Below are 23,212 nucleotides of genomic sequence, written 5' to 3'. Positions count from 1 at the left end.
TGCATCGAACAGGCGTGGTGGCGTTAGCAGAATGAAGTCATTTTTCGATTATCTGAAAACTGTCCCCTGAGGGGCGCTTGAGAGCGCAGGTGCCTGTCTAGCATGCGCGAAGGTCATGACGCACCGAGAAGGAGTGCAGATGATTCATCGCTGGAGCCCGGCCGGGGTCGGGGCGCCGGTCGCCCAGTACAGCCACCTGGCGTCCGTTCCGGCCTCACACGGGTTGCTCTTCATCTCCGGCCAGGTGGGGGTGCGGGAGGACGGCGTGCTCTCCGGCCCCGACGCCGAATCGCAGACCCGGCAGGCGTTCGCCAACATCGGCGCCCTGCTCGCGGCCGCCGGGGCGGAGCCGCGCCATCTGGTCAAGCTGTTCACCATGGTGGCCGGCACGGAGCACCTGCCCGGATGCCGGGCGGCGCGAACAGAGGTGTTCAAGGACTGGTTTCCCGACAAGGGCTGGCCGGCGCACTCCCTGATCGTCGTCAGCGCCCTGGCCGCGCCGGAGATCGTGGTCGAGGTCGAGGCGGTCGCCGCGATCCCGCCCGCGGCGGAGCCGCGGGCATGAGACCGGAGGAGTTCCGCGCGCTTTTTCCCGCGTTGCGGTCAACCGTCTGGCTGGACACCCCCGGCGCGCCACCCGGGCCCCAGCCCGTCGTGGACACCCTGCGGGATGCCCTCGACGCCTGGTCCGGTGGTGGCTTCGACTGGCTCGAATGGGACGGCGCCGTGGCCGAGGCCCGCACGTTGTTCGCCCGCCTCATCGGCGTGGACCCCGCCACGGTGTCGGCCGTCGGCTCCCTCGGGGAGGCCGCGGCCACTGTGGCCGCGTCGATCCCCCGCTGCCGCGTGGTGGTTCCCGCCCAGGAGTTCCGCAGCAACCTGTTCCCGTGGACCGCCGGACATGACGTGGTCGCCGTGCCGCCCAGACACGGCATCACCAGGCTGGAGGACCTGATCGACGCGCTGGACGAGGACACCGGACTGCTCGCGGTGAGCGAGGTCACCAGCCGGGAAGGGCAGCGCCTCGACCTGCCGGCGCTCCGTGCCGCGACCGACCGCGTGGGGGCGCGGCTCTTCGTGAACGTCACCCAGTCGCTGGGAGCACTCTCCTTCGACTGGGCGGCCGTCCGCCCCGACTACCTCGCGGTCCACGGATACAAGTGGCTGCTGTGCCCGCGCGGCGCGGCCTGGCTCGTCACGAGGCCGAACCTGGTGGGCGAGCTGCGCCCCCTCGTCCCTGGCTGGAGATCGACCGGCCCTCCGTACGGCTACTTCGCCGGTTCCCTGCGACTGGCTGCGGACGCCGGCAGGTGTGACGCCTCTCCTGCCTGGCTGTCATGGATGGGCGCCTGCGCCGCGCTGCGGCTCATGCTCTCCTTGGACGCCCGCCTCGTGGAGAGACACTGCCTGGCGCTCGCGACCCAGCTCATCGAAAGGGCGCAGGACATCGGGCTGCGGCATCCGAACGACGGCGGCCTGTCGCAGATCGTCGTCCTGCAGATGGACGAGGCCGACACGGCCGCCGCACGGCTGCGGCACGGTGGGATCCGGGCCACCACGCTGGGCGATCGCGTACGTTTCGGCTTCCACTACTTCAACAACCAAGAGGACGTGGACGCCGTGGTGCGGCTGCTCACAGGGTGACCGCCGGACGGCACACCATGGCCGGACATGACCGCCGCTGTCTGGATCTTGTACCGGGGGCCTTGGCCCGCTTCCCCTGCGGGCGGGTCGACGGCCGACGGGATGATCAGGCGGGCGGGGTGCGCGCGGCGGCGCCCCACTCCCCCGGCGGCGCGGGCGTGGTGCGCGCACGCCAGGGCGGTGCGACGACCCTCGGCGGCAGGCTCTGGCGGAGGTCTGACGGCAGCCGTCCCGCAGCCCGGCCCCCGAGAATCAGGAGTTCGTCACCTTGCTCTGCACCTCGCCGACCGGAACGTCCCGCGTCACCCCGACCTCGACGGGCGCGTACTGCACCGGCACCACGTTGTCGGCCACCTCGACCGGCCAGACCGTCGTCACGGTGAGCTGGTAGACCTCGCGCGGCTGATCGAGGGAGGCGCGCAGATAGCGCACTCCGCACCGGAACGCCCCGCCCTTGACGTACGGCCTGCCGGACGGTCCGCAGTCGTCACTCACCTCGGCCCGGTCCGTGCCGACCCCCGGGTCGATCTTGATGCTCTTCAGCGTCGCCACCACGGTGGCGCTCATGACGCCGGGGATCGACGCCGTCGCCGTGCGGGTCGTCTCGCCCAGGCCGTCCAGCCACACCCAGGTCGGCAGGTTGACGTAGCTCTTGGCGTCGGGGTTCAGCCTGACCCTCGGCTCCGGCACGGTCAGCGCGGCCCTGGCGATGTCGGCCAGCTCGCGCAGGGTGATGCCCTGCGGCGGGGTGGTGTTCGGGGGCACGAAGACGAACAGCTCCATGTCCGTCCAGCAGGCCGTGCCCCGCGGATCGGCGGCGTTGTAGGCGGGGGTCCACCACCGGCCCGGCTTGCCGATCTTGTCCTTGAACTGCTCCAGGTAGCGCAGGAAGCTCTCCTCGTCCGCCTTGATCCGGGCGAAGTGGTCGGCTGAGTTCTGCTGCGCCTTGAGCATCTCCTCGGGTGTGGGACCGGGCTCGTACCAGCAGGGGCTCGTCAGCCGGTAGCCGTCGCTCCGGCCGCCCTTGACCCCGTTGCCCGTGACCACGATCTTGGAGTGAGTGAGCGTCAGGGATGTCGTGCGACCGCGCTGCTCCCCCGTGGCTCCGGACTTCCCCCCGGGATCGCGGGGATCGACCCGGGCACCGGTCTGGGCGCCCAGCACCGCCCCACCGGCCGGCGTCCGGCCGGCCCAGGCGCCGTGCCCACCCCGCTCGGCGTACACGCCGTGCCCACCCCGCTCGGCGTACGCGCCGGCTGCCGCCGTACGGCCCGCGCCGGCGTGCGCACCCGCACCGATCACCAGCATCCCCGCCATGAGCACCGGGACGACGAGATTCATCGGCCACATCCTTCCGAGCCGTGGACGAACGTTCTGATGCGCCACACCCCGTCGTCACCCCGGCGCGCGGCGACGGCCTGCATGTACGGCTCACGCGTCCAGACGGGCTGCCGCGCCACCGCCTTGCCGGTGCGCGTGGAGATCAGCCGTAGCCGTGACTCGTCCACGCACGTGTTGACCTGCACAGCCCTGCCCACGACGGCCTGGACACGCAGGTTGTAGAGCCGGGCGACCCCCCGCAGCGACCGCTCCTGCTTCGCGAACTCGCTCACCCACTCGTGCGCCTGCCCCACAGCCTCGGACTCCAGGTTGTCGAGGTAACGGTCATCGCCGGTGACGACCGCCCGGCGCGAGCTCAGGTAGTAGTCGGCGACCAGCCGCAGCCGCGGATCGGCGTCGGCCGGCCACTCGATGCGGACGCGCACCTTGTCCCCCAGCGACACCGTCTCCACCCCGGGCTTCGGAGGCGTCAGGGTCGCCACAGCCGACGGAGCCGCGCCGTCCCCGTCGGACGGAACCGAGCCCGGCTCCGTGCTCCGCCCGGCGGACGGCTCCGTCGTCCCCCCGTCAGACGGGCCGGTGCCGGCCGCAGGCACCGGAGCGTCCTTCGGTACGTACGGCCGCGCCGCCTGCCCGCATCCCACCAGGACGGAGACCACTCCGGCGATCCCCATCGCCCCCTGGATCCACGCCTTCACCGCCCACCCTCCAATATCCGTCCGAGCTCCTCCGCGCCCCGGCGGGCCCGCCTCCGGCACTGCCGATCCCGGGCGCTCACCTTCCGCGCCGCGGCCGATCCGACCGCCCCGGCCGCCCTCATGCCGTCGACTCCCTCACCACGTGGATGCGCCACATAGGCAGCAACTCGTCGATGAGCGCCTCCGTCTCCGGGGCCAGGCCGCCGTACGACCCGAACCGCCGCGGCCCCGTCAGCGTGTCCACCACGGCGCGCAGCCGTACCGGATCGCCTGTGGCATGCGTGGCGCGCAGCAGGTCACGCCACAGCGCCTCGTCGTCGGCCGCCAGGAGCAGCGCGGCGCGTACCGCCGCGACCGCCGCCTCCGGCGCCCCCTGGTGCAGGCGTATCTCGCACAACCGGTGGGCGACATCGGCCACCAGCGCCGTGACGTCGTACTCCAGGTCGTCCGCGGCCAGCCACGCGTACCGGCCGGCCGGGCGCCCGCTCAGCAACGGACCGCGCACCAGGCCGAGCGCCCGCTCCAGCAGCAGGACCCGCGCGGTCGGGTCACGCTCCGCACGACGTACGAGCTCCCGGAACAGCGCCCAGTCGGTGCGCACCCGCGGCCCGAGGCTCAACCGGCCGGCGTCGTCGACGAGGAGGTGTTCGGGGCCCAGCCAGTCGGCCACCCTGCCGATCGCCGCGTCCCTGACCATGGTCTGCACGCCGCGCGGCCACAGCACTCCGCCGAGCACCGCAGGATGCACCCCTCCCGGATGGGTGGCCAGGTACACCAGCATCTCCGCCGCCAGGCCCATCCGGCCCTCCTCCAGCGGTCCCAGGCCGGCGATCTCGACGGGGCCGAGCAACCTGATCTCCACCTCGGGCGGGTGCAGGTCCTCCAGCGGCCGTGCCGGCGACAGCGGCTCGCCGTCCATCCTCTCCGCCGTCCGGAACAGGTCGATCAGCGCCTGGTAGTGGCGGCGCGGCAGCAGCTGGGCGGTCACCTCGAAGCCCAGCTCGGCGATCTTCGCCTTGCCGTCCTCGGTGATCTCCAGGGTCCAGGTGGCGTGCGGCACGTCACCGGCCACCACGTACCCGGCTGTGTCCCGCCGGGCGAGCAGCGCCAGCCGGCGTGCCTCGTCGTGCGTGGGGGTCACGGCCGACAGCAGGTAGTGGGCGACCCTCGGGCTCCCGGTGACGCGGCCGGTCAGCACCTCCTGGCGGGGCGCCGCGGCCGCCTCCAGCTCGGGCAGCACCTCGGCCAGGCCCCCCACCGCCCGGACGCGGCCGGGGGCGATCGCCGTCAGCTCGGTGCCGAAGCCGACGAGCGTGACACGCATGCGGTCCGACCAGCGGTTGGTGGCGAGCTCGACGGCCAGCGCGGCGAGGGCCGCGGTCGTCTGGGGGCCCCGGATGTTGATCAGACCCTGCGCCGCCTCCAGGTCGACGAGCACCCGTCCGCCCGCGTCGGTGCCGAGCGACACCAGGCCCGGGTACGGCGCCCCGCCCGTCGGGCTCTCGGTCAGCAGCCGACCCTCGTGCGCGGCCAGTCGCCACACCTGACCGCCGTCCTGGACCGTCCAGGGTTCGGGGGCGTCGCCGTCGGGCGGGTGGATCCACAGGTCGAGGTTGCGGGCCGACAGATGCGCCGCGTAGACGGTCGGCGGAGTACGCCCCTGCGCGGCCAGCTCGGCGCCCAGCAACCGCAGGCCCACGTCGAGGATGCGAGTGCCCGGCGCGTCAGCGCCGATCCTGAGCGCGACCTCGGCCGAGGCGGCGTCGTCACGCGGACGCACCACCCGCCGCCCGAACGCCCGCCGCCACAGCTGCTCACGCCGCCGCCTGCCGAGCGCCGCCAGCAGGCCCGCGGCGGCCAGCGACGCGCCCGCGAGAAAGTCGACCAGGTCGAGGCCGCTGCCGTACTGGTCCGCCGCCCTGCCCGCGTCCGCTCGGGTCTCCCCTCCGCCCTGCCTGTCCGCTCTGGCCTCTCCGGCGCCCTGCCTGTCCGCTCTGGCCTCTCCGGCGCCCTGCCTGTCCGCTCTGGTCTCCCCGGCGCCCTGCCGGTCGGGGCTCTCCTGCCCGGGCAGGCGCTTGCCGAGCTCCTCCTTGACCGTCTGCTCCGCCCTGTCGGCGATCCGTCCCGTGGTGGCCGCCTTCCCGGGATGCTCCCGCAACGTCTGGGCCCGGGCCTGCGTGACAGGGACGACGTGGACGTTGCGCGCGTCGTCCGGCATGTCGAGGACCCAGCCGGGCCTGATCAGGTCGGCCATCCGCAGCCGGGCGCCGTCGGGCTGCTCCTTGTGCTGGTTCAGCCGGAAGATCTCCGGATATCGGCGCCCGTCGCCGAGGCACTTCTCGGCGATCTCCCACAGGCTTTCGTGGTGGCGGCCGTGCGGCGGCTGCACCACGTACACCTTCTTCGTCCGCTGGGTCTCCAGCACCTGTTCGACGACCGGCGCGCTGTACGCTACGGCGGTCATGGGCGGGGCCGCGGGCGCCGGGGCGCCCAGCCTGGCGATGGGCACCGCCACCGCTCCGGCGGTGAACAGCAGCAGCACGGCCGACACCAACCGGTTGGCCAGCGCCTGCGTCCCGCCGGAGAGCGGCACCCTGGCCGGCATCCCGACCCGCCGCACCCCGGCGTACACCTCGACCACCACGCAGGCGAACAGCTGCAACCAGGCAAGCCACACCAGCAGCACCAGCACGGCGACGATCGTGGACGGCCCGACCTGGCTGAACAGCAGGTCCACGTCCAGCAGCTCCGGCGCGACCGGCGGGCCGACGAACGTCAGCAGGGCGTACGGCACACCCCCCACGAGGGCGACCAGCACGACCAGAGCCCCGATCCCGGCCAGCACGTCCCCGGCGGTCCGCCTGGCCGGGATCCGTACGGGCGGCGCCGGCCCGGCCCTCCGCCCGTACGCGCCTGCCGGGCGGCGGCCCGCGGCCTCCGCCCGCGCCGTAGGCCCCGGCCGTTGACCGACCGGCCGCGGCCCGTCCACGTACCGCCCCCGGCGACCACCGCCGTCCACCTCTCCAGCGGAACGTCCCACGGCCCCAGCCGGCGGACCCACCGGCCTTCTCGCCCCTTCCGCACCGAAGGACCGAGCGCCCAGCCCCGACCCTTCGGGCCCGACAGGCCGCCTCCCATCCCCGACCGCCTCAGAACCGACAGGCCACACCCTCTCCTGGAACCGTTCAGGACCGACGGACCGCCTGCCATCCCCAACCGCCTCAGGACCGACAGGCCGCACCCTCTCCTCGAACCGTTCAGGACCGACTGGCCAGCTCCCATCCCCAGCCGCTTCCTCGCGACCAGGCGTCCCGCTTCTCGACTCAGCGGGCGCTCTGCCGGCGTCGGCCGCCGGCCCCTCCAGGAAGTAGGCCGCATCCCTGGCGAAGCGGGAGGTCCTGCCCGAAGGCCGGGCGGCTCGCCCACCATAGGGAGCCGCCCGTCCGCCGGGAGCCGCAGATCCGCCGGACCCCGCGGAGCCCCCAAGACCCGCCGAGGCCGTGGGAACCGCGGAGGCCGAGGGAGCCCCCGAGGCGGTGGGAGCCGCGGGGATCATGGGAGCCGCCGAGCCTGTGGGAGCCGCAGGCATCGTGGGAGCCGCCGAGGCGGTGGGAGCCGCAGGCATCGTGGGAGCCCCCGAGGCTGTGGGAGCCGCAGGCATTGTGGGAGCCGCCGGCCCCGCGCCGGCACCGCCCAGCCTGTCAGCCGGGCCAGAGCCGCCCTGCCCGCCGGCACCGGGCAGCCCGGCCTCGCCAGGAGGGCCGGCGAGGCGGGACCGTTCCTCCTCGCCACCGGAGTCCGGGCCGGTGAGGCGGGGCCGGTCGTGCGCGGGCGTGGGCCCGTGGGGGCGCGCGGGCTCTCGCGTCGGCATCGCCTCTCCCTTCTCGCGTCCAGCGTCGTTGCTCATCGCTCCCTGATCCACCAAGTGGCTGGAATCGGTCTGACTCATCTGGCTTCGGGGCCGGCCGTAGCCTCTCCCCGCATCTCGGACCCCTGGAAGCCCAGCGCGCCGAGGAAGAAGGCCGTCCAGGTGACGTTCACGGTGACGGTGACCGCAGTGCCGCCCTGCTCCACGGAGCAGGAATCCGCGGAGACCCCGTCACCGCCCTGAGCCGCCGTCACCTCGTCGGCCCGGCCGCACACCTGTCCCTCGTCCAGGAGCCTGGTCCGGCCCGTGGCACGCAGGTGGTCGACGTCGATCTGGTCGGCGCCGGCGCGCGCGGCCTGCTCGGCGATGTCGGCGGCCCGCAGCCGCGCGTTGATCGCCGCTCCGCCGTCCACCAGCAGCCCCGCCAGCAGGAAGACCACCACGGAGAACAGCACGGTGAACACCGACATGGAGCCGCGTTCGCCCCGCCGTGCCACCGTGCCTTTCACTCGACCCTCCTGAACTGCTCCAGCGGCACCACCGCCGTGCCTGTCATCTGCTTGGTCGCGCCGAAGCCGAGGAACCCCAGGTCGAGTTCGCACGTGACCTCGGCGTGCACCTGACCGCCCTCCTCGAACCGTGACTCGCCCAGGTCGACCGCGGGCTGCCCGCAGGTGCCCTGCAGCACGTCGGCCGTGACGGCCTCGGCGGCTGAGCCCGCCGCGTCGAGCGTGCGCTGCACGGAGGCCGCCCGCGCCGCGTCCCTCGCGGCCCCGTTGACCTCGCCCTGCGCCTCCACGAGCCGCCCGGCGCCCGCCAGGAACATGAGGAACAGCAGGAAGACGGGTGCGAGCATGACCGTCTCCACGGCCATCGACCCCCTCTCCCCCGCCCCACGCCCGCGTCGGCGCTCAGCTCGCTCATTCACAGTCGTCGCCCCCGTTGTCCGGCCGGAAGCACTCGACCGGGCCGCCGGACGTCGCCGTGATCGTGAACGCGAGCTCGGGCAGCAACGGCACGACCTGCACCGCGTTCCCTCGCACCGTGACGAACCGCTGGTCCGGGTCCTTGGCCGACGTGGTCGCCGTGGCGTTGGCGAGCAACCGCGGGCCGATGGCCCGGACGATGTCCGTGGCCTTCGCGCTGGCCTCCGCTTCCCAGGAGCCCGAGTCGAACGGAGCGGAACGGGCCACCCTCGCCCCCTCCCGGGCAGCCGCCTCGGCGACCTGACGCCCGTGGAACCAGAGCGCGACCTGCACGATGAGCAGCACGACCGCGAGGACGACCGGCATGAGGAGCGCCAGTTCGATCACGGTGGCACCGCGCTCTCGAGGTGTCCGGAGGCGAGACGGGATCACGTGTCGCCGTTGCCACCGCCGAAGCTGTTCTGGATGTCGCTCTGTTTCTGTTCGACCAGCGCCTTGATGAGCGTGGCGAGGCCCAGTGCGACGCCGGCGATGATCGCGGTGATGATCACCCACTCGACGGCGGAGGCGCCCCTGGAGGGGGCAGTACGGGCGCGGTGGACGCGTACGCCGAGGTACGCGCGGAGGTAGACGATCCAGGGATGATTCATCAGGACCCCAACATCTTCATAGCGGCCGGAAAACTGAGAAAGATCACGAACCCCGCACACAGCAGTAACTGGGCGACGAGCATCGACTGGGAACGCTCGCCGGCCCGCCCCTCGATCTCGGCCAGCTCGCGGCGACGCAACGTGGCCGCTCTCGCCGTGAGGGAGGCGCGTACCTTGGCGCCGTCGTCCGCGACCAGCCCGAGCGCGGCGGACAGGTCACGCAGCTCGTCGACGTTGATCTCCTCGCCGAGCTGACCGAGCGCCTGCCACGGGGTGATGCCGACGATCCGCGCCCCGCTGAGCGCCTCGCGGATGCGGGACATCGCCCAGTTGGGCTGGTCGCCGCTGACCGAGACCGCCATCAGGAGGGCCTCGGGCACGCCGCGGCCGCCCGCGAGGTTCATCGAGACGAGATCGAGGAACGCTCCCACCACGTGCCTGAAGTCGCGTCGCTTGGCCGCCGCGTCCCGCCTGACCTGCAGGTCGGGCAGGAAGAAGAAGACCACCGCGACGGCCACGGCCGCCCAGAACGGAACCGCGAGGGACGTGCCCCATCCCATCAGGAAGAGCCAGCCGAGCAGCACGGGGAAGGCGAGCAGCCCGGCGGCGGCCAGCAGCACCTTGGTGGCCAGGAAGCCTTCGAACGACCGGCCGACCAGTGCGAGGTCGGCCTTGGTGGACCTCACCTCCCATCCGCGTGCCGCGTACACGCGGGCGAGCCGCACGCCGAGCCCACGGCGGAAGGCGCTGACCTCCTCGTCGGGGAGCACGAGGCGCAGTCGCGGCGTGCCCGCGTCCTCGCGGACGGCCTCGATCGCGAGCAGCCGCGCCACCAGGCCAGGCCGGGCGGGGAACAGCGCGCGCAGCAGCAGGAACAGCCCGAATCCGAGCACGCCGCCCGCCAGCACACCCTCAACCATGGCCACCTCCGACCAGGAGTCGTGTGGGCTTGTCGAAGCGGGCGAGCCGCCGCATCCACGCGAAGCCGGCGCCGAACAGCCCGGCCACGACCACGAGCACCGCCTGGCCGAGCAGGCTGCCGTACTCGCTCACGTACGAGGGATTGAACAGGACGAGCAGCGCCGCGAAGACCAGAGCCGTGATGACGACGATCTGGACGCTCCGCCTGGTCGAGCGGCGCTCGGCCTCGACGCGACGCCGCATGTCGAGCTCCTCGCGAGCCGACACGGCGAGGGCGCCGAGCACGTCGCGCAGGCCGGGGCCGCGCAGCCTGGAGTTGAGTATCAGGGCGGCCACCACCAGATCCGCCGAAGGATCGTCCAGGTCGTCGGCGAAGATGGCGAGCGCGTCCGGGAGCGCCATCCTGGTGTGCAGCCGATCGACCAGTGCCCGCAGATGGGGCCTCAGCATCGGTGCGGCGGCCCTGATCGAGACGGGAATGGCCTGTTCGAGCCCGGCCGCGCCGGCGATCGTGTCACGCAGCGACTCCGTCCAGGCGGCCAGTCCTTCGAGCCGGCGCATCGCGTCGCGCTCCTCGGCCGCGCCGCCGGACAGGCCGCGCCAGGCGAACACCAGCAGCACGGTCCCCACCGCCACGACCGGCCACCCCGTCACCACGAGCACGACGGTGGCCGCGACGCCGGCGATGGCCGCGCGGGTGGTGAGCATCCTGACGAGGTGGCGTTTCGGCTGGGCCGGTCGTGGGCGCATGCCGTACAGGGCGAGGAAGAGCAGGAACAGCCCGCCTCCGGCGGCCGCGCCGGCGAACATCGCCAGCGGATCCAGGGCCGTCATCACCAGCCTCCCGGGGTGTAGCCGTGCGCGATCAGCTCGGGCAGGCATGAGACGGGAGCGTGCGGCACGGCCATGCCGTCGGGGCCCGGCACGAAGACCTCACTCGACAGGACCCGGCCGTCGCAGCCGTTGACCTCGCGGATGCTGGAGACGTAGCGGCGCAGGGTGCCGCCGCGATGGTAGTCGTTACGTTTCTCCACGAAGACGACGAAGTCGATGGCGCCCGCGATGAGCATGTGGGTGGCGTCGATGGGAAGGCGTTCGCCGGCCTGCAACGCGTAGGTGGCGATGCGGTTGAACACCTCCATGCTGGAGTTGGCGTGGATGGTGGACAGGGAACCGTCGTTGCCCTGCGTCATCGCGTTGAGCATGGTGACGATCTCGTCGCCGAGGACCTCTCCGACGATCACCCGGCTGGGGTTCATCCGCAGGGACCTGCGGACCAGCTCGGCCATGGTGATCTCGCCCTGGCCCTCGGAGTTGGGCAGGCGCTGCTCGAAGGCCACGACGTTGGGGTGAAGCTCGGGGAACTGGTCGAGGCCGAGCTCCAGGGCACGTTCGACGGTGATCAGACGCTCGCTGGGCGGGATCTCGTTGGCGAGGGCCCGCAGCAGGGTCGTCTTGCCGGCGTTGGTCGAACCCGCGATCATGACGTTCTTGCGCGCGAGGATCGCCGCGGTGAGAAAGCGGCCGATCTCGGCGCTCAGCGTGCCGTTGCCCACCAGGTCGGACAGGAACACCTTGCCGAGCCGCGACCGGCGGATCGACACGGCGGGCCGGAGTGTGACGTCCATGACGGCGCTGAGCCGGGACCCGTCCGGCAGCCTGAGGTCGAGCTGCGGGTTGGCGGTGTCGAACGGCCTGCTGGACAGGCCGGAGTAGGCGGCCAGGATCTGGATCAGCTCGATGAGCTCTTCGTCGGACTCGGCGACGGGGTCATGCATGAGCTCCTGGCCGTCGGCGTAGCTGACGAAGACCCTGTCGCAGCCGTTGATGTCGATGTTCTCGACGTCGGGGTCGTCGAGCAGCGGTTGCAGACGGCCCACGCCGAACAGCGCGGCGTGGATGCCCGCCGCCAGCGCCTCCTCCTCCTCGGCCGTGGGCGGTGTGCGGCCCAAGCCGATCTCGCTGCGCGCGTGTTCTTCCAGGACCTGCGAGATCAGCGCCCTGGCGAACTGCCTCTCGTCCTCGCCGGTCATCACGGGCAGCCCGTTGGCCTGATCGAGCCGGCGCTGGTGGGCGAGGCGGTCGCCCACCTCCTGGCGGAACCGTTTGACGAGCGCGTGGTCGATCATGGCTCACTCACCAGCCGTCCCGCGAGATCGCGTGCCGTGCGGATCAGCAGCGAACGGTCGAGACGGCCGCCCCATTGCCCGCGCAGCAGTTCGGCGCCCTTGGGGTCGTAGGCGAGCCCGTGCACGAATCCCACGCTCGGCCCCACGATGCGGCGCACGTCGTCGATCGAGGAGCGGTAACTGCGCGGGTCGGCGATCACCACCACGCCGTGCGCCTTGGTGATCGACAGGCGTTCGCGCAGGTGGGCGACCTGGTCGAGGGTCGCCCTGGTGAGCAGCACCACCTTGTCCGCCTCTGCCAGCAGATCGGCCAGCTGAGGCTGGCCGCCCAGCCGTCCGCAGTCGGCGATCACGTCGGCGTTGGGGATCGCGGCGAGTGAGCGGCCGAGTGGCCCCCACAGCCAGGTGAGCCCGGCCGCCTGCTCCCCGTGGGTCAGGCCGGCCAGCACGTCCAGCCCACCGACGATCTTCTGCGTGTGCGGATGGATCTGGGCGTGCTCGAGCCCGCGGCGTGCCGTCGCGGCCAGCGTGAGCAGGCCCTTGCCCGGGTTGAGCTCGCCGCCGTCGGCGGATGGCAGCCGGTAGGCGATGTCACCGCCCGCGGGGTCGCACTCGGCGAGCAGGACCGGCCGCGGCCACACCGCGGCCAGCGCGGTGGCGGCGGTGGTCACCCCGGGCGCGCCCTTGTCGGCGGCAAGCACGATGAGCGCCACGTCAGCGAGCCCCGGGCAGCTCGGCCACGGCGATCTCACCGCTGGAGGCGTACCGGAGGACTTCCGGCGACACCGACGAGTCCACGATCACCGTGATCAGCCCACTGCCGCCGGCCCGGCTCGACTCGCCGACGCTGAAGACGAGCGCGCTCTGCGCCAGCACCCGGCTCTCGGCCTGGCTCGTACGGGCCGGTACGTGCACCACCTGGACGCGGTCGCCCTTCTGCAGCCCGGCAGGGGCCTGTCCCGGCTTCAGGGCGAGCCCCACCTTGGCCTTGCCGGGACCCAGTTCGGCGCTGGCCCGCACCCCCATGTTGTTGGTGAGCAGGGTGCCGGGCAGGATCGTCACGGCGGCGAAGCTCTTCAGCACCTGCTGCCGCTGGGACCAGTCGACATAGTCGATGCCGGTGTCGGCGATCTGCACCTCTTCGATCGCCTGCTCGGTGAACTGCTGGCCGGCGCCGATCTGCTGCGTCACCCGGATCGCGGAGATCCGGTCGCCGCTGCGCATCACGAGCAGTGTCGTGGCGAGCGCCCCGCCCAGGATGAGCAGCACCGCGAGGGCCGCCAGGGCGGGCTTGCGCTCGCGTGGCGGAACGGGAAGCTTGCGCGACGCCGGACCGGACAGTCCTGCCGTGTCGACGGCAGGCTTTTCGCTTGTCCTCATGGGTGGGGGGCTCCCATTAGAGAATTGTCGAATTCACGCCATTATGTGCATCCATGGCCACAGGCGGGGCTGGAATGCGAGGAACCATGCTCGTTTCGCAGGTGGGATGGTGTCAACTCGTCATAACCGATGCCTGTTGTTTCTAGCGAGTTGACGCCATCTCTTTTTAGGGCTAACTGCCACAAGGGTCACATCAGCCTCCTCGACCCCTTGCTTTTCGGTTTTGGGACATAGTCGTCCTTGCGGGCGCTTGCTGGACGCCCGGCTTCCATCGTCGTCCCCACGTTCACTTCGGGCTGCCTTGTCTCGGCTGCCGCCTTCGCCGTCCCTGGACATCGGCCGATCGAGGTCGTAGCCGTCAGGCGGTCCTCAGCCCGGCAGCAGCGTGCCCGGCGGCCGCCCGTCTCTTCTGCGACCCTCACCCGCCCCCGAGCGAGACCGGCGGCCAGCCCGATGCAGGTCAGACCCCTCGTCGGTGCGACGTCTCGCCTCGACTCCCCTTGCTTGACGCTTCTGCCCGCACCCCTCCGCCACAGGCATATGGCAGCCACTGGCGCCTCAGTCGGCGAGCACCTTGTTTCGGGCGCCCGTATCCAGTCCTCATCCTCAATATCCACACAACGCACTCCAAATCGCCCTAAGCTGCACTGGAGAGTCGCTTGTCCATGTCACGCAAGGTTTGATGATCGCAAATCCCAGGACTTCGGCGACCGTCTCATTCTCCTGCCCGAGCGGAAGTCCACGCCCGCACTCTAAGCTCGCCGGCGCTCAAGGTCGAATGACTTATCCACAGCCGGCCCTCGCCCGGCCGAGTTATCCACAACCGACGGCTTCCATGCGTTTGCCGATAACCCGCGGGCTTAATCTCACACCGGGCGCTAGCGTGGCGCTCGAGATCCGGACGAGGAGACGGCACATGCGGATCATGCTCACCGTGCTCGGCGAGCAGGGCGACCGTGACATCGTGCTCGACGGCGATGACGGCACGACCATCGCCGAGGTGAGCGAGGCGCTCAGCGGTCAGCCACGGCTGGCCGAGGTCGTCCGGCTCACCCGAGCGCGTGCTCCGTACGGCATGTCGGCGCCGAGGCCCGCAGACGCCCAGCCGCATGTCCCCGAGCAGCGCCCTCCCCTCGACGGGCGGGCACGTGGCGCACGCCCCTCTGAGAAAGGGGACTTCCGCGCGTCCCGGCATGAGGGCGGCAAGAGCCTGCCGGGAGGCGGCCCCTCACCACATCGTCCCGAGGAGGCCGGGCCCTTCAGGGCCGACAGACCCGAGCGGCGGGGGGACCCGATGCTGCGGAGCGTCCCGGCGCGGGATGGTGGGGCCGATGAGCAGGAGCCGACGCTGTGGCGCAACGGTCGTGCCCTCGATCCTCGCGCTCCGGCCCGGACGGTGCTGCGCGACGGTGACAAGGTCACGCTCGACCCGCGTCTGGTGCGGGCCACCATCGTCGACGAGCCCGGCGGGGTCGCCGAAGTGCGCGTGGTGGGCGGCCCCGCAGCCGGAGCGGTGCACCGGCTCGGGCTCGGCGTTCACGTCATCGGGTCCGACCCCCGATGCGCGATCACCGTCGCCGATCCGGCCGTCGCGCCCGAGGCCGTGACGATGCGCGTCACGGCTGCCGCGATCACGGTGGAGCCGGCCCGCAGGCACCAGCCGGAGGAGACGCCACGTCCCAAGCTCAAAGGCCGGTGGGCCGAGGAGGTCGCCGAGCTGACCGCTCGGGTGGCCGAGCGCGAAGCGGCCGCCCTGTCGTCGGGGTCCTGGGCGCCTCCCGAGCTGGGCGGCCGGCCTCTCGCAGAAAAGGCCGACTGGCCGGAGCACGCCGTGCTGACCTGCGGCTCGTCGGTGTTCGCCCTCACCGCGATCGAGCCGCAGGACGCCCACCTCACGCCCAGGCCCGAAGGCGGCGTGGCCTACAACAGGCCTCCCCGGCTGCGCCCGTCCGAAGGACAGCGGGCCTTCGAGAAGCCGCGTGAGCCTCGGCGGGCCGAGGGGATGCGGCTGCAATTGCTGGCCGCGTTGCTGCCCGCCGCGCTCGGCCTGACCTTGGCCTTCGCCCTGCGCCAGTGGTATTACCTGCTGATCGCGCTGATGACCCCGATCATCATGATCGGCCAGTGGTGGAGCGACCGCCGCCACGGCAAGAAGCAGCACAAGAAAGCGATCAAAGAGTACAGGGAGCGGCTCAAGACGTACGAGCAGGCGGTCGAGCGGGCCCGGGCCCACAACGAGCTGGTCCGCAGGTCGGAAGCGCCGGATCCGGCACAGGTGCTGCTCACGGCCACGGGTCCCCGCCGGCGGCTGTGGGAGCGGCGCATCCATGACCCCGACGCCCTCCGCCTGCGGGTGGGGCTCGCCGATCTGCCTGCCGATCTCGATCTCACCGAGGAGCAGGGCGGCGCCATCGACCCGCCGATCTGCCGTGCCGTGCCCGTGGCCCTGGCCATGCGCCGCCTCGGCGTCGCGGGTGTCACCGGTCCACGTGACACCGCGATCGGCCTGGCCGGCTGGCTGGTCGGCCAGGCGGCCACCCTGCACAGCCCACGCGATCTGGCGATCGTGATCCTTTCCGCCCACGGCGACGGTGAGCGACGCTGGGGCTGGATGCGCTGGCTGCCGCACTGCGCGCCGCGCGGCGGCGAGGACTGCGTGGCGCTGGTCGGCGCCGACCCGGAGTCGGCGGCGCGCCGCGTCGCCGAGTTGGCCGCGCTCATCGACGAACGACAGAACACCACGATCCCCGAGTTCGGCAAGATCCCCACCGGCTGGGACGACCTCGGTGGCCCGGAGACGCCCGCGTTCTCCACCTATGACGAGCGGCCCTTCGACGTGCTGGTGGTCCTGGACGGCGCACAGGCGCTGCGCGGGCTCCCGGGCATGCCCCAGGTGCTGCGGCAGGGTCCCCGTTCAGGCGTCTACACCCTCGCGATCGACGACGACCAGCGGCTGTTGCCCGAAGAGTGCGCGACGGTCGCCGCGTGCGGCTCCGACGGCCTGGTACGGCTGCGCGGCGGCGGTCTGGACGTCATCGGCCCGATCGTGGCCGACCTCGTCGGGCCGGCCTGGTGCGATCGGCTGGGCAGGGCGCTGTCGCCCATCCGCGACGTCAGCAGGGAGGACCCTTCCGGCAACCTGCCCGACTCGGTGCGACTGCTCGACCTGCTCGGCCTGAGCGTGCCGACCGGCCGGGAGATCGCCGGGCGTTGGCGTGCACGCGGGTCGACGGAGGCGGTGATCGGCATCGGCCCCGAGGGTCGGTTCTCCGTCGATCTGGCGGTGGACGGTCCGCACGGGTTGATCGCCGGCACGACCGGCGCGGGCAAGTCCGAGCTCCTGCAGACGTTGATCTCCGCCCTGGCGGTGGCCAACCGCCCCGACCAGCTCACGTTCGTCCTCATCGACTACAAGGGCGGGGCCGCGTTCAAGGAGTGCGTACGCCTGCCGCACACGGTCGGCATGGTGAGCGACCTCGACGGTCACCTGACGCAACGGGCGCTCGACTCTCTGGCGGCCGAGATCCGGCGCAGGGAACGCCTGCTACTGGCCTCCGGAGCCAAGGACATCGACGACTACACCGCCCTGGCCGGGTCCACGGGCAAGCGGTACGAGCCGCTGCCCCGCCTCGTTCTGATCATCGACGAGTTCGCCGCCTTGGTGGCCGAGCTGCCCGACTTCGTGGCGGGGCTGGTCGACATCGCGCGCCGGGGCCGGTCGCTGGGCATCCATCTGATCCTGGCCACGCAGCGTCCCGCCGGCGTGGTGACCGCCGACATCCAGGCCAACACTTCCCTTCGCATCGCGCTCCGGGTCACCGAGCCGATGGAGTCCGCGGACGTGATCGACATGCCGGACGCGGCCCACATCTCCAAGTCGACGCCCGGCCGGTGTTACGTCAAGTCGGGCGCGGGTGCGGCGGCCGCAGTCCAGACGGCCCGCGTCGGCGGCCGGAGCCCGCAGGCCGCCGTTGCCGGCAGTAATGGCTCGTTCTCAGCCGGGCAAGCGCGTGCGGGTGGTCGTCCGGCCACGGGCTTCCGGACGATGGCCGGGGCCGCGCATGCCGCTGTGCCCGGAGACGCCCGCAGGGTGCGGGTGATCGACATGGACTGGAGGTCGCTCGGCCGCGGGCTGCCTCCGCCCCGGCAGCCGGCGGAGGAGTCGACGGTCACCGACCTGTCGCTCCTCGCCGATGCGCTCATCGAGGCCGCCCGGCTGACCAGGGTGGAACGGCAGCCGAGCCCGTGGCTGGAGCCGTTGCCCGCTCACCTGGTCCTCCGGCCGCCGGGCGACGGCGGCCAGGACACGGTGGCCGCCGGCCTGGCACCCGGGGTTCCCGGGGAAGCCGCCTTGGCCTCTCCCGGGTCGTGGGCCGAGGTGGAGCCGCTGGTGTTCGGACTCACGGACCGCCCTTGGACGCAGGATCGGCAGCCGCTCGCCCTGGATCTCGCCCACGGCGGCCACCTGCTCATCGCCGGCGCGTCCCGCAGCGGCAGGTCCACCGCGCTGCGGACCATGGCCGGCGCGATCGCCCTGCAGGCTTCGCCTGCCGACGTGCACGTCCATGCGATCGACTGCGGGTCGGGTGCGCTGCTGCCGCTGGTGGCGATGCCGCATTGCGGCGCCGTGGTGACCCGCGACCAGCTCGACCGTGTCGAACGCCTGCTTGCCCGGCTGCGGGCTGAAGTCGGGCGTCGCCAGCAGCTGCTGGCCGAGGCCGGACACGCCTCCCTGGCCGAATATCGGCAGAGCGGCCACCGTCTGCCCTGGCTGGTGCTCATGGTGGATCGGTGGGAGGGGTACGTGGCCGCGTTCGAGGGCTACGACTACGGGAGGTTGACCGAGGCGCTCCTGCAGCTGTTGCGGGAGGGGCCGGCCGTCGGGCTGCGGGCCGTGGTGACCGGCGACCGCTCGTGCCTGCTGGGACAGGTCTCGACGGTGTTCGAAGATCGGCTGATTCTCCGGCTGGCGGACCCGGCCGACTACGGGCTGGCCGGGCTCCCCCTCAAGGAGCTCCCGTCGACCATGCCACCCGGCCGTGCACTGTCGATGGGTGAGCACGGCATCGTCGAAAGTCAGATCGCCCTCCTCACCGACGATCCGGCAGGGCCGGCCCAGGTCGCCGCCCTGCAGGCGATGACACGTGGTGTCATGGCCGCCGGTGCGCGGCGACATGCCATGGCCACCGGGTCCCACCACGGGATGCGGACCGGCTCCGCTGCCTCCGGTGGCCGTGGGAACGATCCGGCACGACCGGGCGTCCGATCTGTCCCCCTCGGGGAGAGGCATGCCGCATCCGCCGAGCTCACGGTGCACCCGGACGGGAGGGCCGCGCCTGGCGCGCCCTCGTTGCACACCGGTGAGGGGGGCGTTTCTCCCAGCCTCTCCTCCTACGCCGATGGGGAGGGCTCTCCGCGACCGGCTCACACCGGCCAAGAGACCGCGTCCTCCCGGCTCCCTCTCCATACGAACGAAGAGGCAGCGGCTGGCGAAGGGGACGACTCGGGCAACTGGGTGAGTGGTTCGCGGGCGGGTGGTGAGGCGGAGGCTGAGATGACACCGCATCGTTCCTCGGTGACCGGCGACGACGGACAGGTTCAGGGACGGCTCGGCATACGCGGTGGCGGCCGAGGAGCCTGGTGGTGGGACGGGGAGCCGCCATTGCGGGTGGATGCGCTGCCGATGCGGATCACGGCGGGTCAGGCGCTCGAACTCGTTCCCGGGTTCGAGGCGCCATCGCCACTGTGGGCTCTGGTCGGGGCCGGTGGTGACGCCTTGGCGCCGGTCGGGATCGATCTGCTGGCTCAGGGGCCCGGGGCTGTGATCGCCGGTCCGCCGCGGTCTGGACGGTCGTCGGTGCTGCTCACGGCTGCGCTGTCCCTGCTGTCGTCAGGAACCCCGGTTCTTGTGGTTGCACCGAGGCGCAGTCCGTTGCGCGCGCTGCGAGGCGCGTTGGCGGTTCTGGATGGAAACGCGCCAGGGCTGCAGGATCTCGTCGCGGGGCTGGAACGGCATGTGGTGCTGGTGGACGATGCGGAGCTGGTCAGCCCCGACTCTCCACTCGGGCTGGCGCTGGAGGAGGTGCTGAGGTCGGGCCGGGACGGGGAGCACGGGTTGATCATCGCTGGGGCCACGAGCGATCTGGCCACGGCCTACCGGGGGTTCGTGGCCGATGCTCGCAAGTCCCGTACGGGGGTGCTGCTGTCCGTGCAGAGCCCTGCCGACGGTGACCTCTTCAACATTCGGCTGCCCCGCGGTTCTGTCGGAGGCCCGCCTGGGCGCGGGTTACTGGTATCGGCGGGCACGACCATCCCGGTGCAGGCCGCCCTGCCAGAGACGTCCGCTGGAAACGATGTCCTAGATCTCTGATCGGCGAGGTCGTGGCAGGCGCGCCTCGGCGAGCAGCTCAGCGATCTCTCTCAGCTTGTTGTTCAACCAGGTCTGTCCGCACGGCTTTGGGACGGGTTTGAGAGTTACCGAGCGGGGACGAATCAGTACGCTGCTGGCGATGAGCGAGCGTCATTCTTGGGCGGACCGTCTTCTCGGCGAGTTCCGGGAGTTGCCTCATGGGCGCCCGGACGGGCCTTCCCTGCGTGCGGCCGTACGCGATAAGGGCGAGGAGTATGAGGCTCTCCTAGTGAGGTATCTGCAGGCGGGGACGCTGTTCGTGGTGTCGGGGGATGCGGCGCACGATGTGCTGGCTGCCGAAGCGAACTACATCGGTCCGTTGGCGGCGCTGACGGATGGCGAATGGGTTTGGCATTCCGACCTGGCCTACTACGTCGAGCGGTACCACGTGCCACTGGACGAGTGCTTCGTCAAGCGTGTTCGCCATCTGAAGGGAGTGCCGCCGACGGTCAGCCACGCCGATCTGATCGCACTGGAGGAAGTGATGATCGGCGACACCGGTGAGGACTGCGCTGCTGCCCCTTAACCTGGTCCTTGAATCTGTCGCCGCCAGTATCGTCGAGCGTGGCGAAGGTTCGGCCGGTCGCGGGACAGCGAGACGGCCTCGGCCTGATCATGTGCGTTGCTGAAGACGCTGACGATCACTACCAAGGCCGTGAGGATGAGTGGGCTGAACGAGGCTGTCCGTGTCGAGTCCCTGGCCGTGTTGTCCCGCTTCCGGACCGACTTCTACGACTGTCTGAGCGCACGGGCCGATGCACTGTTCGAGTTGGCCGAGGCGGTGTCATGCACCGACGGGCCGGTCAAGACGCTGGTGGATCTGGCGCTGGCTCCGGAGCATCGGCGGTCATGGTGCGTTGTACGACGGATTGAACAGCGGCCAGATCGAGGTGGCCCGGCTGCGTCGGTCGCTGTCAGCTCTGCCGCTGCCGCGGGTCGCCGACGGACGGATCGTGCTGGCGGTCGATGGCAGCCCATGACTGCGTTCGGACGCCCCGACCAGCGCCGAGCGGCCAAGGTGGGCCGGGTCTCTGGATGAGGCCTCGGCCGGGGCGGCGGGTGTCAGCAGGAGCGGGGCGAAGTGCTGGAAAGGAACGGGTGCGCCCTGGCCTGCGGGAGCAAGGCGAGGTGCCGGGAGCAGCGGGTGCGCCTTTCCAGTGGAGGCCAGGAGAGGTGCTGGGAGGGAACGGGTGCACGCTGGCCCGTGTGAGCAGGGCGAGCAGGTGCTGAGAACAGCGGGCACACCTGGCCGATGGAGGCCTGCGAAGTGGCGGGGGCAGCAGGGGCGCCCTGGCCTGCGAGGCCGGGCGAGGTGCCGGGAGGAGCGGGGGCGCCCGGCCCGCGGGGGCCGGGCTAGGTGCCGGGGGCAGTGGGGGTGCGGGTCAGCAGATCGTGTCGTTGACGACGTTGTCGAATGTGCCGACCCAGCAGTCGTCCTCCTCCTTGAGCCAGGTGGAGGTCTCGTTCGTCCTTTCCTCGCCTCCCCCGGGGGCGCCACCCATCGGGACCATGGGCGCGCCCATGCCGGTGGTTCCGGCGAGGCTGGTGCCACGAGCGGCCGCCGCCTCGGCGGCGGTCATGCCGTTGCCGTAGCCCGATCCGTAGTTGGTGTTCACGACCGGGGTGGTGCCCGAGGTGGTCGGGGAGGAGGTCGGGTTCGAATAGGTGGTCGGGGTGGTGGTCGGCGCGGGATTGCCGAACTGCGTCCCGTCGAATCGCGGCTGGGATTCGGACAGGAAGGTCGAGCGGGGGTCGCTGCCGTTGATCCTGCTGTTCGGGTCCGTGTTGCCGTTCACGTCGGTCGTCGATCCGTTCGGGAAGTTCGGGTCGGTGGACGGCATGCCGGGACGGCCGGTGGGGTTCACGCCGTTGCCGATGCCCGACCCGTTGCCGTTGCCGTTGGGGTCCGTGCCGTTGCCGACGCCGTTGGGGTCGGTGCCGTTGGGGTCCGTGCCGTTCGGGTCGGTGGCGTTCGGGTCCGTCCCGTCGGTCCCGCCGGGGAAGCCCGGCCGGTCGGAGCCGTCCGGGAAGCGTGGGTCGGTGGTGGGGCGGTCCTGGTACGTGGACTGGTTGATCCCGTTGCCGTTCTGGCCGGGATTGAAGTCGGACGGGTCGTAACCCGCCTGGTTCACGTTGGCCGGGATGCGCGGGCCGTTCAGGTCGACCTTCGTGGGATCCGGCTGGGGCCCCTGAGGCGGCTCGATGTCGGGCAGTTCCTTCTCGACATAGTCGGGGAGACGGGTGTGGATCTGCCTGAGGTCCTCGGTGAACGCCTTGAGATGGTGGCCGGCCAGCTCGTCCTGCGAGCCCCACTCCCAGCCCTTGTCGATCGTGCGGAAGCTGCCCGGCATGGAGTCGTCCCAGCTGCCCGGGTCGCCGATCGGGTTGCTCCACGTGGCGGTCGCGTTCTCCACGAACTCCTTGTGCTCGCGGATCTTGCTGCTCAGCGTCTCCAGAGGCTTGCCCATGTGGTCGAGCCCGGCGGCGAGGTTGACGATCGTGTCATGCAACTGGTGCAGGGCCTTCTGCGCCTTGACGGACGACTCGCCCTTCCAGATCTTGGCCAGCTCGGCGCTCACGTCGTCGATCGCATTGAGGGCGTTGACCAGTTTGGCGCTGGCGTCGGTGTAGGAGGTGGCGGCCGTCCGCACGGTGACGGGGTCGAGCGCGGTGAACAGGTTCTTCACCTCGGCCACGCTTCGCCCACCGGTCTCGCACCCGAAGGTGGGACAGTTCGTCTTGATCCAATGCGTCTTCTTCGTGGAGTCACCCATGACGATGCCCTGAGCCGCCCTAGATCTGCTTGGAACCGGGGAAGGTCACGTCGTCCCCCGTCTGGAAGATGCCGCCGCCGCTCCGCACCAGGGCGATGGCCACGGCGAACTTCTCGTTGACCTGGCCATAGATCTTGGTGAGCTCGTCGTGGCCCAGGTCAAGGGTGTCGGCGAACGAACGGCCGCCGTCCCAGCGGTCGATGGCCCGCACCTGCTGGGTGAAGCCGGAGAGATTGCCCTGTGTGGTCAGGTCGGTCAGGGAGCCTCGTCCCGACCCCTGCAGGTCGTCCAGCGCTTCCTCGAGTTGCGTGGCGAGCTGCTCGAAGCGCTTCTTCGGTTCATCCGGATATTTGACGCCGTCTCGCTCCGCATCCAGACCGGGCCACTTCTGCCCGCAGCCCCGGTGTTCTCCGATTGCCACGACACAACCTCCCCAAGGTGCTTGATCGCAACTTTACTCGGATCACCACCA

The 23,212-nt window shown here is 71.4% G+C and carries 19 protein-coding genes; 5 read left to right on the top strand and 14 right to left on the bottom strand.

What is annotated here, in order from left to right:
• Positions 1–139: 139 nt before the first annotated feature.
• Positions 140–565, top strand: a complete 426-nt coding sequence (locus CXR44_RS05420; RefSeq protein WP_101783768.1) for a RidA family protein — start codon at positions 140–142, stop codon at positions 563–565.
• The gene (locus tag CXR44_RS05415; RefSeq protein WP_101783767.1) at positions 562–1,644 is read left to right on the top strand and encodes an aminotransferase class V-fold PLP-dependent enzyme; all 1,083 of its coding nucleotides are present in this window, start codon (positions 562–564) and stop codon (positions 1,642–1,644) included. Before CXR44_RS05420 ends, CXR44_RS05415 begins: the two co-directional genes overlap by 4 nt.
• 252 nt (positions 1,645–1,896) lie before the next feature.
• Here CXR44_RS05415 and CXR44_RS05410 read toward each other — a convergent pair whose 3' ends face one another.
• The 12 genes from CXR44_RS05410 to CXR44_RS05355 all read right to left on the bottom strand — a co-directional run bounded on the left by CXR44_RS05410 (position 1,897) and on the right by CXR44_RS05355 (position 13,557).
• Complete coding sequence (locus CXR44_RS05410) at positions 1,897–2,985, bottom strand: hypothetical protein (protein WP_101783766.1); 1,089 nt, start codon at positions 2,983–2,985, stop codon at positions 1,897–1,899.
• Positions 2,982–3,428, bottom strand: a complete 447-nt coding sequence (locus tag CXR44_RS38790) for a hypothetical protein (protein ID WP_144069872.1) — start codon at positions 3,426–3,428, stop codon at positions 2,982–2,984. Before CXR44_RS38790 ends, CXR44_RS05410 begins: the two co-directional genes overlap by 4 nt.
• Positions 3,429–3,801: 373 nt before the next feature.
• Entirely contained in the window at positions 3,802–6,528 is a 2,727-nt protein-coding gene (locus CXR44_RS05400; RefSeq protein ID WP_101783764.1) for a BTAD domain-containing putative transcriptional regulator, read from the bottom strand.
• A gap of 1,100 nt (positions 6,529–7,628) precedes the next feature.
• Positions 7,629–8,060, bottom strand: a complete 432-nt coding sequence (locus CXR44_RS05395) for a TadE/TadG family type IV pilus assembly protein (RefSeq protein WP_245898856.1) — start codon at positions 8,058–8,060, stop codon at positions 7,629–7,631.
• Positions 8,057–8,425: a TadE/TadG family type IV pilus assembly protein gene (locus tag CXR44_RS05390; RefSeq protein WP_101783763.1), complete on the bottom strand. Its 369-nt coding sequence runs from the start codon at positions 8,423–8,425 to the stop codon at positions 8,057–8,059. The genes CXR44_RS05395 and CXR44_RS05390 overlap by 4 nt, the downstream gene beginning before the upstream one ends.
• Positions 8,426–8,471: 46 nt before the next feature.
• Positions 8,472–8,864: a TadE/TadG family type IV pilus assembly protein gene (locus CXR44_RS05385; RefSeq protein WP_245898854.1), complete on the bottom strand. Its 393-nt coding sequence runs from the start codon at positions 8,862–8,864 to the stop codon at positions 8,472–8,474.
• A 41-nt stretch (positions 8,865–8,905) separates the two neighbouring features.
• Positions 8,906–9,127 carry a Flp family type IVb pilin gene (locus tag CXR44_RS05380; protein WP_101783762.1) on the bottom strand — a complete coding sequence of 74 codons (222 nt, stop codon included), beginning with the start codon at positions 9,125–9,127 and terminating at the stop codon, positions 8,906–8,908.
• Positions 9,127–10,047, bottom strand: a complete 921-nt coding sequence (locus tag CXR44_RS05375; protein WP_101783761.1) for a type II secretion system protein — start codon at positions 10,045–10,047, stop codon at positions 9,127–9,129. Before CXR44_RS05375 ends, CXR44_RS05380 begins: the two co-directional genes overlap by 1 nt.
• Positions 10,040–10,882, bottom strand: coding sequence for a type II secretion system F family protein (locus CXR44_RS05370; protein WP_144069871.1), 843 nt, complete (start codon positions 10,880–10,882; stop codon positions 10,040–10,042). Before CXR44_RS05370 ends, CXR44_RS05375 begins: the two co-directional genes overlap by 8 nt.
• Positions 10,882–12,177 carry a TadA family conjugal transfer-associated ATPase gene (locus CXR44_RS05365; protein ID WP_101783759.1) on the bottom strand — a complete coding sequence of 432 codons (1,296 nt, stop codon included), beginning with the start codon at positions 12,175–12,177 and terminating at the stop codon, positions 10,882–10,884. Before CXR44_RS05365 ends, CXR44_RS05370 begins: the two co-directional genes overlap by 1 nt.
• Complete coding sequence (locus tag CXR44_RS05360) at positions 12,174–12,890, bottom strand: CpaE/TadZ family protein (RefSeq protein ID WP_101783758.1); 717 nt, start codon at positions 12,888–12,890, stop codon at positions 12,174–12,176. Before CXR44_RS05360 ends, CXR44_RS05365 begins: the two co-directional genes overlap by 4 nt.
• 1 nt (position 12,891) lies before the next feature.
• Positions 12,892–13,557 carry a hypothetical protein gene (locus CXR44_RS05355; RefSeq protein WP_101783757.1) on the bottom strand — a complete coding sequence of 222 codons (666 nt, stop codon included), beginning with the start codon at positions 13,555–13,557 and terminating at the stop codon, positions 12,892–12,894.
• A gap of 835 nt (positions 13,558–14,392) precedes the next feature.
• Between CXR44_RS05355 and CXR44_RS05350 the strand changes: the two genes are divergently transcribed.
• The 3 genes from CXR44_RS05350 (at position 14,393) to CXR44_RS40030 (ending at position 20,946) form a co-directional block, all read left to right on the top strand.
• Positions 14,393–19,927 (top strand): FtsK/SpoIIIE domain-containing protein, encoded by a 5,535-nt coding sequence (locus CXR44_RS05350; protein ID WP_245898852.1) that lies wholly within the window; start codon positions 14,393–14,395, stop codon positions 19,925–19,927.
• A 139-nt stretch (positions 19,928–20,066) separates the two neighbouring features.
• Positions 20,067–20,492: a hypothetical protein gene (locus CXR44_RS05340; protein WP_101783756.1), complete on the top strand. Its 426-nt coding sequence runs from the start codon at positions 20,067–20,069 to the stop codon at positions 20,490–20,492.
• Positions 20,493–20,823: 331 nt separating this feature from the next.
• Complete coding sequence (locus CXR44_RS40030; RefSeq protein WP_219601681.1) at positions 20,824–20,946, top strand: transposase; 123 nt, start codon at positions 20,824–20,826, stop codon at positions 20,944–20,946.
• 402 nt (positions 20,947–21,348) lie between these two features.
• Here the strand turns inward: CXR44_RS40030 and CXR44_RS05330 are convergent, their stop codons facing one another.
• Positions 21,349–22,740: a WXG100 family type VII secretion target gene (locus tag CXR44_RS05330; RefSeq protein ID WP_101783755.1), complete on the bottom strand. Its 1,392-nt coding sequence runs from the start codon at positions 22,738–22,740 to the stop codon at positions 21,349–21,351.
• A gap of 19 nt (positions 22,741–22,759) precedes the next feature.
• Complete coding sequence (locus CXR44_RS05325) at positions 22,760–23,161, bottom strand: hypothetical protein (RefSeq protein WP_101783754.1); 402 nt, start codon at positions 23,159–23,161, stop codon at positions 22,760–22,762.
• Positions 23,162–23,212 lie beyond the last annotated feature (51 nt).

This window comes from Nonomuraea indica, assembly GCF_002850745.1.
GTDB classification, from domain to species: Bacteria; Actinomycetota; Actinomycetes; order Streptosporangiales; family Streptosporangiaceae; genus Nonomuraea; species Nonomuraea indica.
Note: the sequence above shows the minus strand (reverse complement) of the source record. Positions and strands in the feature narration are given on the sequence as shown.